Source organism: Sphingobacterium sp. UBA6645 (genome assembly GCF_002455685.1).
In the GTDB taxonomy this organism is placed as follows: Bacteria; Bacteroidota; Bacteroidia; order Sphingobacteriales; family Sphingobacteriaceae; genus Sphingobacterium; species Sphingobacterium hotanense.
The window spans coordinates 48,514-61,085 of the sequence record NZ_DKLH01000060.1; the positions used below are offsets into that span (position 1 = coordinate 48,514).

Sequence of the window (12,572 nt, forward strand, 5' to 3'; positions counted from 1 at the left end):
TATCATGAACAGAAAATATACTTTATATGGATTGTTGGCTGCGGCGAGCTTATTCAGTTCCTGTAGCCGAATAGATAATGGACTCGATACGGACGATATAGCCTATATGACGTTGAATATTACGGCGAATCCTGTAGCAGAAGGGATTGAGCGCACCGAAGGCTTGAAAATAGTTTTAGAAAACTTTACAGAAGGCTATCGTATCGAGCAGGAAATGACAAATGGGGTCAATCGTATTGAAAAATTGATACCAGGAACCTATTCGATTAATATCACCGGCAATGTAGAGCAGGAAGGAAAGACCTTTTATCTAATTGGAAGCAAAGTCAATTATCTTGTTGTGAAAGACGGGGAATCGCTAAGTATTGATGTTAATGGAGCTTCAGTTGGGCCATTGGCCTTTAGTGAGTTGTTCTACGCCGGAACAGAACCATTTTACTTCAGAAATCAATTTTACGAAATCATCAATAACTCCGATGAAACCGTTTATCTTGATGGTCTTCATTTCGCGAACTTGGTACCGAGTGCTGCAACGGTTAACTTACCTGTTTGGCCAGAGTCAGATGCGGGGAAATATGTTTATGCAGAGCGAATTTGGAAGATTCCGGGAACCGGAAAGGATTATCCTTTGGCACCTGGAGAATCCTTCAGTATGGCTCAGTTTGCCGCAAATCATCAGTTAGCGCAATATAATCCGAAATCTCCGATCGACTGTTCTACATCGGAATTCGAGTTCAACATGAACAATGCGAACTTCCCAGACCAGCCGGCGACGGATATGCAGCATGTCTTTTATAATGGTTTAGCTGGAAAAGGTAGCCTTCCGCAGTATTTGACCTCCGTAATGGGGGGAGCTTATGTCATCTTCCGTGTACCGGAAGGCGAAAGCTACGACCCGGTAAACAACAAGTCTTTGCAAACGAGAAACTTAGCGACAACTTCGGCGAATCTCTATGCAAAAATACCGTTGACCTATATAATGGATGCCGTTGAGTGCGGACAGAACGAAAATATGATTACTGCCAAGCGGGTACCATCGTTGTTGGATGCGGGGATGACCTACGTTGGGGCAACTTACAATTCTAAAGGCGTTAGACGTAAGAAATCGGGTGTTGACAATGCAGGTCGTCCAATCTTACAAGATACCAACAACAGTACCGAAGACTTCGAACGTCTTGTGACACCTGAATTTCGTCATTATGGCGAGGGGATTCCTAGTTGGTCAACCGCAAAATAAACAGCTAAGCAAAACATCATGAGCATACCATATAACAATTTATATAAAATACTTTCACTATCTGCTTGTTTCGCTTGGGCAATGCCTAGCTTAGGGCAGGAGGGGAACCACTCCATTATCGAACAGGAGCAGGAAATAGAATATTTACAATGGGAGCATAGTCAGAACGCAGCCGGTCTACAGCTTGATAAGCCGAAGCAGCATTCCAGCCTAGCCGCGGGCTATAAGAAAACTGACGGTAATTTCCGTCGTCCGCAAGCTGGTGAGAGCATGGGCAATCTGCATCTTTATACACGCGGGAATGTATATTTAAAGAAAGGCTACCTGCAAGGTTATTTTGATTATTCGCGAAATAATATTCGCAATGCGGAATACAATTCATCACTGATCGATCCATTTCGAGAGATGCCCTATGTGACAGCAGATACTAATGCATCGGATTGGCTGAATCAGCACTATAAGATAGGATTTAAGGCTTCCAGTGCGCCTATCGCCGAGAAGTTACATTTAGGTTTAGGGGCTAACTTTATTGCTTCTTCGGGCGCAAAGCAGCGTGACATCCGTACCGTCAATCGCTATTATCAACTCGATTTGCAACCTAGTTTGAGCTACAGTCTAAATGATCAGCATCACTTGGGCGCTAATTTCATGTATAAGAACTTTAAAGAGGAGGCCAATAACTCCAATTCTGTGACGCATATTTCACAAGGTTACTTTGCTTTATTGGGATTAGGGAATTCCATTAGCGGATTGGGAGCGGGTCGTACAATGAACTATCAAGGAGATGCTTTTGGCGGAGGCGTACAATATCAGTACCAGAGTGCAATCAACGTGTTTTTGAATGCGAACTATACCGTACAGGCAGAAGACGCGAACATCACATTCTCTAACCCAAGACCCGGGGGCTCTATTTTAATGAAGAAATGGGATGCGAGCCTTCATCTTCAAAAAGACGGTGAAGCTTTTTTACACGGTTTCAAGGCCTACTTGTTACACTCGAATATGAATGGCATTGAATATATCAACGAGTTTATCAGTGGTACAGAAAGCGAAGGTTTTTACACGAGGTTTCAAAGCGTACGATCGAAATATAAGTGTCAAGCGGTTTCCGGTCGTTATGAGCTTTTGCGTAAATCCGGAGATGCGTACAATTGGAAAGCAGCAGCAATTTTAAGATATAACAAGTTGGATGATCGCTATCTGATTCCTGCATCCCAAATGTTTACAGAAAATATGGGATATGGACTTGAGGGTCATAAATTATTTTCGCTGTCTGCCAATTTAAAATCTCAGTTATCCCTTGGCGTCCGTGTATTATTGAATAATAACCTCGATGCAGCTTATGAGTATTCTGGGGCGGATGCAGAAACCCTGCCTGTTATGGATTTAGAGCAACGTAATTATCAATTCTATAAAGCGGATTATCAGCAATTCGAAGTGCCGATTTACTATGCGCAGCAATTGCGTTCGAACTCGAACGTACAGGTCTTCGTGAAAGGAAATTTACAGTTGATCAAAACCAATAGTTTTACATTCAACGATAGAAAGCATTTTAATTTAAGCATAGGGGCGACCTTTTAATGTAATTAAGGCTTTATATTTGTAGTAATAGCAAGGATTAATAATAAAAAAAGAATAAGATGAAAAGATTGATGAGTTTGATCGTGCTGATCGCAGCGATGGCGATGAATGCACAAGCACAACAGACGAAAGAAGTAAAACCAAGAGCGGTATTGCCTGCGGAGGTTCAGATTAAAATTGCAGAACACGCAGCACCTGCGGAGTTCCGTGCCGGTTCTAAAGTATTGGGATATGATCAAGAAGGTAAATTTGTAACCCTTCGTGAGGGTTCGAACGGCTATATTTGTTTGGCTCCAGATTATAAAATGTCGGTTTATTACGCTTACTGTTATCCAGAGAGCTTGGAGCCATTTATGGCTAGAGGGCGTGAGCTGACAGCTGAAGGAAAGCGCAAGCAACGTGATGAAATCCGCGAAGCTGAGTTTAAGGCTGGCAAATTAGCAATTCCGCAAACACCAAGCATGCTTTACGGATACTGGGGGCCTGCGGATAGGTTAAATCCTGAGACTGGCGAAATCGCAGACGCTAAGCGCCGTTACGTTATTTATGTACCATATGCTAAAGCGGCGGATTATGGTATGTCGAATAAAGGAAACAACATCGGAATGCCTTGGTTAATGGACGAAGGAACTTACAAAGCACATATTATGATTACGCCTCCATTGGATCATAATCACTAATATATTCAACAATAAAAAAAGCCGGTTTTGAATGAAACCGGCTTTTTTTATTGTTATCCTATGCTAAATCTTATGCGATGCAGCATGAATTCTATTTTTTGTTTTCAATGCTTCTTTCTTTACTGCTTCAGGAGCCTCTGAACTTAATATGGCTTCACAACCTTCCACAATGGCGTCGCGTTGATACGATAGGGTGAACCATCCTAATGCTTCCAAAGCGGTGGTTCGAACCACATCTGAATTCTTATTGTTCTTAGCCACTTCGATCACTGCCGGAACTACTTTATGATGTCTGTACAGTCTCAAGGTGGTCAATTCGCTTAGCTTTTCTTTCTCCGATAATTCTGGATTTTGAATAGCTTTTAATAAATCATCCGATTTCTTTTTATAGTAATCTAAATCTTTGTCCAATTTGCTTGCCAGGGCATCACGTCCAGCTACTGCAGGATTATTGCGGATCAATGCATCCACATGTTGCTTTGCAAGATCGGGATTTATAAATTGAAGGGCCCAACGCGCACGGTACGCGATACGCTCAGAGTGCGGATCGTTAATGTAGAATTCAATTAAGTCTTTTGTGAAGTCGTCAGAGCCGAAGTCTGTTAAGTCGTATATCGCACGGCGGCGGATGTATTCATATGAATCACCTTTTGCGGCATGCAATACATCTTGATAATCTTTATTCTCGAAGCGGCGCAGCAGTTGGAAAGCTTGCATACGCGTTGGTTCAAATGCCGAATTGAAATAATATTCCTTCAGAATTGGAGAAACCTCTTTTTCAGGAAGGATGTTGGTCAATTTATTTAAAGCTAAAGATTGCAGATCAGCGTCATTTTCATTCAATACTTTTTTCCAATAGCTTGCTGATTGATTTAATACTGTAGCTTCATTCAATTCCTTTGCTTTATCTGAAGCATAGTGGAACGTAGGATCTCCGAAGATATGGGTTTCTAAGTAAGCAATATGCTTCAACCAATTACCAACGCGATAACCATCTTTCAAAAGTCCCATCATTTCCGTAGGCCATAAATCTTGTAATACGCCTACTGAATTCGCAATTGTTGCAATGTTCTCGTTGTTCGAGAAAGGGTAGTAGCCAGCGATATAATTGTCAAGGTGGAACGAACCGGTCAGACAACTATTCAAGTAGGCTACCTTCGCCTTGATGCCTGCATCTTTCAGGTCATCGATCTGCACATCTAAGTTGATATTATAAATAGAATCTGCTTCGATAGACTTTTGGTCGAATGCATCTGCAAACCATTTATCCGAAACGCCTAAAGAATTCTTAAAGCCATCGATTGTTTTTTCAACATCGCGTCCATCTTCCTTCGCGCTGCGAACTTTGGAGCGTAAATATCTTGCGACATTCTCCATTGATGGTTGTGGGCTAGATACATAAGGGTAACCATTGATCAGTTGCAGAGTAGATGTTCCGTGTCCGGTCATATATGCAAAATCAATTTGGTCGCGTTTCAATTCCGATAAAAGGTTGAACTTCATGAAATCTGCATTTCTAAAGTTCAAGAATTTGATCGAACCTCCCGGTTTAAACAGTTGCGGCATTTGAGCTTTCAACGCGATTGCTTCGCCAGCGATGGAGTTTACCGCATTGGAATTATAACCATGTCCATACGATGCAATCATATCATCCAGAGGGTATTGCTTGCTGCGCAATGCTACTAAACGTGTGAGGTATTCTTTAATTTTCTGAACTCGATCTTCGCCTTCAGTCACCGGTGGTTTAATTCGTGCAGAATAGATGTCCATCTCCAAGAACTGCGGAGACTCGGCTTTTAACGAATAATAGTGAAGTAATTTTCTCGACGCTGCTGTATCTTGCTTCAGATAATCAAATTGCAGGTCAAAGTCGTCATAGAATCTATCTGACGGTACCGACGAACGATCCCATCTAATCTTTTGGTTGATTTTCAATGCTGAGGTCATAAACTGCGCATCACGAATCATCGGAATAGGAATTTCGCCGACAAACACAGTACCCTCCAATGGGGCTTTTTTATTCTGATATAATCCTTTGAGGATCTCTCTGATTTTATCAGGAGACTCCCAGTTTGAATGTATAATGTATGTTCCAAGTCCGTCTTTTTCAACAAGTTTCTTATACGCGGCAATTTCATCTTTTGCAGCCTGATATGTTTTACTATCGACAACGATAGCGAAGCTTGTTTTTGACGAGATGTTTGGTTTTTCAATTTCTTGTCCTGTTGCTGCCAGCGCTGAGATTGCCAGAGCAAAGGTTAGGGTAGATTTAATTTTTTTAAAGAACATTGCTAATCATTTCGTTTACACATTACAAAAATGCAATAAAAAGGTAATGAAATGATAATATATGTGTAAAGATTTGGATAGTAATTAGTAGTTAGTATTTAGTAGTTAGTATTTAGACTTGTCTTTGAACCAGGAAAGGAGGGATGCAAGGATTGGCAGGATTGGTTGTCTTGAACCTTTGGTTTAAACTTGAAAAGAAGGAGGGTTTGTTTTAACGAGAAAAGGAAGGAAAGGTTGTCTTTGAACCAGGAACGGAAGGATTTAAGGATTGGCAGGATTGGTTGTCTTGAACCAGGAAAGGAAGGATGAGAAGATTTACAGGATCCTGCCAATCCTTAAATCCTTCCTTTCCTGGTTCAAAACAAATTTCCTTCCTTTCCTGGTTCAGAAAAAATCTTATGTCTAATATCTAACGTCTAATATCTAATCAAATTTATATATCAAGTTTTCCGCGTTGTCGGTCATCGAGATCGCTGTTGCCGGCTGGATTGTCTCGGTAGTCATCGTCGTTAAACATATCGTCTTCTTCTTCCTCCTCTTCTTCTTGTTCGAAAAAGTCTTGTTGATTTCTACGTTCGTTTCTGTCGTTATTGAAATCGCGATCATCGAATGTTTTTGGTTTTGGCGATGATTCGGGATTACTGTCGTTGTATTCTTCATCATCTTCTTCGCTGTCCTCTTCTTCCTCTTCTTCGTAATCCTCCTCAGGATATTGCGAAATTTCTTCTTCTTCTTCGATTTGTTCTACGCTTTCAGCGGGCATATCCATATCTCGGGGACTTACGGGAGGGTTGTTCTCGTCGATTTCGGGCTGGTCTTCGTCGCGGTTCTCTGGTTGAGGCCGCTTATCAGCTTCAGGAATGATATCATTAGGAAGTTTATCATTTTCTTCTTCGCCTCCTCGTCTAGGATTATGAGGGTCATGATTATCCGCTATAGCTGCAAATGCAAGTATTAAACCTAGTTTATTACTTACTTCATTTTGAATCTTTCTCATCGATCTATGTTTTTAAAGGGAACAGCTAGCCGCAGAAATAGTTAGATGAATTTATCGCCCTTTTGGATGATTTATACTTGTTTTAGAATGATAAATACCTATACAGATAACGGATTACGCTCTTGTGACGAAATAAATACGGGAATGTAGAATGATGCCAACGAATTAAACTGTGATGTTTCCAATAACTGTAGTTATCAACAAGAATACGTAAAATTTAAATTTCAGAAAATATGGAAGATTTAATGAACAACCCCGCCTTAAAAGAAGGCGAAATGACCAGAAAGATTGAAAACGAAACGGCTAAACTTCCTTCAAAGTTTTATCTATGTTTGGGTATTTCGGCCATGATAGGTGCAGCGGTATTAAAATGTTGCAAAAGAAACCATGATGCTCTGTTTGTAGGGCAGTGGGTAGCACCATTTTTATTGTTTGGAATTTATAATAAAATCGTGAAAACGGAAGGGCATGATTAGGTACAAACGGTTTTTGTTTCTCGTTTAAACCAAAGTTTCAACGGAACGAAGTTCAATTAATTTGAACGATTTTCTGCTGTAGCTGTTCAATTAGTAAAACGACTAAAGTTATGGCTACAAAGAATGAAAGCGAAAAAGTTGGGATAGTCGATAAAGACAGACATCCTAAGAAACAAAAGACCTTAACGTCTGTGATGGAAAAACGAGAGAAGAAGCGTGACGCTGACGGTGAGGCGGGTGTAGATCCGCAGGTTGATCAATTGAATACCATGCCTGATCCGGATGTGCATCCTAAAGAGCCTAAGGGCACAAAGAAAAAATTATAGATCGGAGTTAATATGAAATTAAATAAAAGAAATGGTTTACGGATGTTCGGATTAGGCTTAGGCGTGTTAAGCATCATGTCTTGCAATAATCCGGCAAATGATAACGACAGGAGAGTAGATCCCGTTAATCCAGATACGATGTTGGACGAGCGAGACACATCTATGCGTGATACCGTACTCAGCGACACAACTGGACTACAAGATTCTATCATTATCAGTCCAGCAAACCCACCCATGTAAATTTGATAGAATATCCATTTTCTATATTTGTGTGTAGTTTTCTATGAATGATTATTCATAGTAAATAATAAGACAGGATGCTAGGCAGTAGCATCCTGTTCTGTAATTTTAGACACTTACTGTGTTCCTAGAATAAGTTAAAGTTTACAAACCCGCCAATGTTATGGTCGCGCATTTTTTGCGGGCCGTAGTAATCCAGGTTGCCACCAACGCCGAAGGTCACATCTTTGAATGTTACACCAGCTCTTAGCATAACATAGCTTCTCGCATGGTAATCATCCGGTAGATTTTGTGTGTAAAGTGCTTGCGCTCGGGTGTACAGTTTTAACTTTTCATTCAACTGCGGCTTGTATTCCACTAAAGCTAATATCTCTCCGTTAGTTTTCTTATGCAAGTCTACACGTGGATTCGCCACCAATAACCATTCTCTGTTGGCGTAGGTATACATAATTCCGGCAGAAGGGCGTATTCCCTGAAACGGTACCCAAATAAAGCCGGAAGAAATATCCAGTCCCTTGATAAGATTAAAGGTTAGATTTCCCTGAATCATATAATCATTCATTTGAGAGGATTTCCAATCTGTTTGAAAATTCATAACCGAGAAGACGCCTAGTCTTGGAACACTTTGGAACTTCTTATTGATGATAGCCTGATAAGAAAGGCCTCTATCGCCCACTAGCATTTCCATGTTTACGGGAGGATTCGGGATAGGGTTTGGAGGTGCTTGCTGTGCGAATGAGTTCAAGCTCAACATGCAAGTCAAGCTGATGACAAGTAAATAGTATTTCATGCTCTCTAATTTTAAAACACTGCAAAATTAGTGACGAGCATCACGATTTAACACGACAAAAGGAGCGGTAATTAGTACGAATCAATCATTTTTCTATACTTGGATGGACTTGATCCGGTTTGTCTATTAAAAACTTCCCGAAATGTGCTACATCATAATAGCCGAGTTGTCCGGCAATTTGTGAGATTGTCAAGTCAGTTTGCAAGAGTAATACCTTTGCTTCCTGTATGATGATCTCGTTCAGTATTTGGGAGGCCGTCATCTGCATATTTGCTTTGACCGATTTATTTAAGTGGTTTGCTGTGACGGAGAGCCTATCGGCATATGTCGTTAGTGGCCATGCTTCCATATAATGTTTTCTGGCAAGTTGTAGAAAGGCTTGTGTAAGCTTGGTCTTTTTATCAACTATATCTTTTTTAGTTCGTTTTCCGATCTGATAAATTTCTGCCAGGATAGTTTGCAAATAAAAGGGAATAAGTTTGAATTTATCGGACAGGCTTGGCGGCTGTTGATAGAGTTCATGCATGGTGTGGAAAAGAGTTTCCAATCGCTGCTGCTCCTGAGGCGTTAGTTTGAGCTTCAGCGGGAAATTTGGATCGAGGAACATATCCAAGAGAAAAGGTGCATGCTCAAGGAAGTCGTCGGCGAAATGGCAATAATAACCATCTAGATCATCTGACATGTCTATTGTGCTGGTGATCGTTCCTTTCGCAACCAGTAGGAACTCGCCGGCTTGGAGGGTGTGTTTTTCAATGCCGGAAAGGCGAGTAGTGCTTCCCTTTGTGATGAGCATAAGATCAGACACCGTTTTTTTATGAACAGGCAATGGAAGGCGCAGGTTCACCTTTGTTTTTTGGAAAGAATGAATAAAGAAACGATCTACCTGCTCTCTAAAAACCGAAGGGTCCTCCGAATTATCGATGAAGACCAATCTGAAGTCAATGGGGTGATAAGTAGAAATTCTTGTTTTCTTGCTCATGTGCTTACTAATATAGGAATGTATATAGTTATTTATAGCTATAGTGGTAACAAAAAGCTATTGTTTATTTAATAATTACGAAATGATAATTTGTTAATTATTAATTAAGTTTGATTATAATCAATTTTTTGAAATTGAAAGTGGTTGATATTCAATTTTTTAAATTAAAAATAATAGTATATGAAGACCTTGCTACTTCAGACGAAAATATCAGTAGATAAAGTTTTGACTTTATTGACTGAGCATATCGAATCGCAAAAAAAACTAGAAGGGCAGGGTGGTGACCCAAGCGATATGATGGGAGGAGAACGCACAAAAATCGTTCTTTATGATGCACATGATGTTCGCGAGATATTGCGTATTGAGCGAAGTACATATTACCGTTGGTTGAAGAGCGGTTTGCTAAAGCCTATACAAATTAAAGGCAAGCATTATTATACCTCGCGATTTATTGAGGACTTGAAGCGAGCACAGGGGAAATAGCTGTGGGATATATTAAAAGAGCCCTTCATCTGATGGTGAAGGGCTCCTGATATTTTTGCAGTTCTCTTTGTCGATTATTTTAGATGAGGCATCGGCTTACTTTTCAATTTCTTTTAAGCTCGCCATTTTCTTGTATTCCAAGAATCCCTTGATATCTTCAAAGTGTTCTCTAACTCGTTTGTTACCGAATTCAAACACCTTCGTTGCTAATCCGTCTAAGAAATCGCGGTCGTGGGAAACAAGAATCAGTGTTCCGTCGAAATCTTGTAGTGCATCTTTAATGATGTCTTTGGTTTTCATGTCGAGGTGGTTGGTAGGCTCATCCAGAATCAGCACGTTGACAGGTTCTAACAAAAGTTTGATCATTGCCAAACGAGTTTTCTCACCTCCGGATAATACTTTTACTTTCTTTGTTGTATCATCGCCACTGAACATAAAGGCGCCCAATAGATCTTTTATCTTCACGCGTACATCGCCTACGGCAATTTGATCGATCGTCTCAAATACCGTTAATTCTTCATCGAGTAGAGCAGCTTGGTTCTGTGCGAAGTACCCTATTTTTGCATTATGACCAACCTTCAATGTTCCCTCGAAGTCGATCTCTCCCATAATGGCTTTGATCATGGTAGATTTACCCTCACCATTTTTCCCAACGAAAGCAACCTTCTGTCCGCGCTCGATCACCATATTCGCGTCCTTAAAAACTAGATGGTCGCCATAAGATTTGCATAAGTCTTCGACAATAACAGGATAGGTCCCTGAACGTGGGGAAGGCGGGAACTTTAGGCGTAATGCCGAAGTGTCTACCTCATCAATTTGTATGATTTCCAATTTCTCCAACATTTTTACGCGCGATTGTACCTGCAAGGTTTTAGAATATGTTCCTTTGAATCGGTCAATAAACTCTTGGTTATCGGCGATAAATCGTTGTTGCTCTTCGTATGCTTTCTGCTGGTGCATTCTACGCTCTTTACGGAGCTCTAAGTAATGGCTATATTTTGCTTTATAATCATAGATTTTGCCCATCGTCACTTCAATCGTGCGGTTGGTGATATTATCAACAAATGCCCGGTCGTGAGAAATTACAATAACGGCTTTAGCTTGGGTGACTAAGAAATCCTCAAGCCATTGTATACTCTCGATATCCATGTGGTTGGTAGGCTCATCGAGTAGAATAAGGTCTGGTTTTTTTAATAGGATTTTCGCCAATTCGATGCGCATACGCCATCCGCCTGAAAATTCCGATGTTTGACGCGTAAAGTCTGTTCTTTCAAAACCTAAGCCCTTTAATACCTTTTCTACTTCTGCATCGTAGTTCGTCTCCTCGATGGAATAGAATTTCTCGCTCAATTCTGAAACGCGTTCGATCAGCTTCATGTAATCATCGGATTCGTAGTCGGTACGAACATTTAACTGCTCATTTAATTCCTCCAACTCATCACGCATTTTATATACCTCGTCGAAAGCCTTTGATGTTTCTTCAAAAACCGTCAAGTTGTCTTTGGTCAATAGGTGTTGTGGTAGGTAGGCAATTACTGCATCCTTAGGACCAGTTACCGATCCTGTTGTGGGTTTGCCAACGCCAGCAATAATTTTTAACAAAGTTGATTTTCCAGCACCATTTTTACCCATTAAGGCGATTTTGTCATTTTCATTGATTGCGAAAGATACATCGCTGAAAAGAGTTGTTCCACCAAAGGAAACTGAGATATTATTTACGTTGATCACTATAGCTTTTTTTAAATCAGCTGCAAAGATAATTATTAGAGATTAGATTTCAGACATTAGATATTAGAGCGTGGGGTGATAGAGTGAGGGGGGATATATGAATTAGAAAGTAATTGTTTTGAAATAGGAAAGGAAGAAAAGCTTGTTTTGAACCGAGAAAGGATGGATGTAAGGATTAGCAGGATACTTTGTTTTTGAGCTAAGAAAGGAAGGATGTGAGGGTTTAAGGATGATTTGTCTTTGAACCAGGAAAGGAAGGATTTAAGGATTGACAGGATGTTTCGTCTTTGAACCAGGAAAGAAAGGATTTATGGATTAGCAGGATACTTTGTCTTTGAACGAGGAAAGAATGGATTTGAGGATTAGCAGGATACTTTGTCTTTGAACCAGGAAAGAAAGGATTTATGGATGAGCAGGATCGGGGCTAGTATCTGAAATTTAATTCTAGTCCGAATAGTAAAGAACATAGATTTTTATACTTTTCGATGCGCTTATTTTTCCTTTCGACAAATTAACTCGTTGTCATAATGATAGATTACCTTCCGTATCTGCGTACTAGTTATAGGGGCATTTTGCTCGAACAAGAGTGAAAGGCTAAAAAGATGACCAAAATTTTAGTCTGTTATTATATTAAATTAAATTTTTTATGCGCGATCCTGCTCATCCTCACATCCTTTCTTTCTTGGTTCAGACAAAAGCTATCGAAAAAAGGTAAGCGTGCTTGATCCTGTCAATCTTTGTATCCTTTCTTTCCTGGTATTCTAGG

General features: G+C 40.3%; 12 protein-coding genes. 7 read left to right on the forward strand and 5 right to left on the reverse strand.

The genetic code is table 11. The annotated features are described in order from the left end of the window. The first annotated feature begins 4 nt into the window (after positions 1 to 4). The 3 genes from B2400_RS11915 to B2400_RS11925 are packed head-to-tail and all read left to right on the forward strand — an operon-like array spanning position 5 to position 3,498. Positions 5 to 1,237 carry a DUF4876 domain-containing protein gene (locus tag B2400_RS11915; protein ID WP_293933605.1) on the forward strand — a complete coding sequence of 411 codons (1,233 nt, stop codon included), beginning with the start codon at positions 5 to 7 and terminating at the stop codon, positions 1,235 to 1,237. An 18-nt stretch (positions 1,238 to 1,255) separates the two neighbouring features. Next, positions 1,256 to 2,818: a DUF6850 family outer membrane beta-barrel protein gene (locus tag B2400_RS11920; protein WP_293933607.1), complete on the forward strand. Its 1,563-nt coding sequence runs from the start codon at positions 1,256 to 1,258 to the stop codon at positions 2,816 to 2,818. 59 nt (positions 2,819 to 2,877) lie between these two features. Then, positions 2,878 to 3,498 (forward strand): hypothetical protein, encoded by a 621-nt coding sequence (locus B2400_RS11925; protein WP_293933609.1) that lies wholly within the window; start codon positions 2,878 to 2,880, stop codon positions 3,496 to 3,498. Positions 3,499 to 3,561: 63 nt separating this feature from the next. Here B2400_RS11925 and B2400_RS11930 read toward each other — a convergent pair whose 3' ends face one another. Continuing rightward, complete coding sequence (locus B2400_RS11930) at positions 3,562 to 5,787, reverse strand: HEAT repeat domain-containing protein (protein WP_286652067.1); 2,226 nt, start codon at positions 5,785 to 5,787, stop codon at positions 3,562 to 3,564. Positions 5,788 to 6,220: 433 nt separating this feature from the next. After that, positions 6,221 to 6,784: a hypothetical protein gene (locus B2400_RS11935; protein ID WP_293933612.1), complete on the reverse strand. Its 564-nt coding sequence runs from the start codon at positions 6,782 to 6,784 to the stop codon at positions 6,221 to 6,223. A gap of 233 nt (positions 6,785 to 7,017) precedes the next feature. On the opposite strand from B2400_RS11935, the gene B2400_RS11940 reads away from it, so the two are divergent. The 3 genes from B2400_RS11940 to B2400_RS11950 all read left to right on the forward strand — a co-directional run bounded on the left by B2400_RS11940 (position 7,018) and on the right by B2400_RS11950 (position 7,826). Further along, positions 7,018 to 7,260 carry a hypothetical protein gene (locus B2400_RS11940; protein WP_286652065.1) on the forward strand — a complete coding sequence of 81 codons (243 nt, stop codon included), beginning with the start codon at positions 7,018 to 7,020 and terminating at the stop codon, positions 7,258 to 7,260. A gap of 110 nt (positions 7,261 to 7,370) precedes the next feature. Then, complete coding sequence (locus tag B2400_RS11945; RefSeq protein WP_149526149.1) at positions 7,371 to 7,586, forward strand: hypothetical protein; 216 nt, start codon at positions 7,371 to 7,373, stop codon at positions 7,584 to 7,586. 12 nt (positions 7,587 to 7,598) lie between these two features. Then, the gene (locus B2400_RS11950) at positions 7,599 to 7,826 is read left to right on the forward strand and encodes a hypothetical protein (RefSeq protein ID WP_149526148.1); all 228 of its coding nucleotides are present in this window, start codon (positions 7,599 to 7,601) and stop codon (positions 7,824 to 7,826) included. Between the two features lie 127 nt (positions 7,827 to 7,953). Here B2400_RS11950 and B2400_RS11955 read toward each other — a convergent pair whose 3' ends face one another. Together B2400_RS11955 and B2400_RS11960 are read right to left on the reverse strand one after the other, a co-directional pair. Then, positions 7,954 to 8,616 carry a hypothetical protein gene (locus tag B2400_RS11955; protein ID WP_293933616.1) on the reverse strand — a complete coding sequence of 221 codons (663 nt, stop codon included), beginning with the start codon at positions 8,614 to 8,616 and terminating at the stop codon, positions 7,954 to 7,956. A gap of 85 nt (positions 8,617 to 8,701) precedes the next feature. After that, positions 8,702 to 9,595 (reverse strand): helix-turn-helix domain-containing protein, encoded by an 894-nt coding sequence (locus B2400_RS11960; protein ID WP_293933619.1) that lies wholly within the window; start codon positions 9,593 to 9,595, stop codon positions 8,702 to 8,704. Positions 9,596 to 9,775: 180 nt separating this feature from the next. Here B2400_RS11960 and B2400_RS11965 point away from each other — a divergent pair, with 180 nt between their 5' ends. Beyond that, the gene (locus B2400_RS11965; protein WP_260041759.1) at positions 9,776 to 10,078 is read left to right on the forward strand and encodes a helix-turn-helix domain-containing protein; all 303 of its coding nucleotides are present in this window, start codon (positions 9,776 to 9,778) and stop codon (positions 10,076 to 10,078) included. A gap of 96 nt (positions 10,079 to 10,174) precedes the next feature. On the opposite strand, the gene B2400_RS11970 is transcribed toward B2400_RS11965, so the two are convergent. Next, positions 10,175 to 11,806: an ABC-F family ATP-binding cassette domain-containing protein gene (locus B2400_RS11970; RefSeq protein ID WP_149526145.1), complete on the reverse strand. Its 1,632-nt coding sequence runs from the start codon at positions 11,804 to 11,806 to the stop codon at positions 10,175 to 10,177. Positions 11,807 to 12,572: the final 766 nt, after the last annotated feature.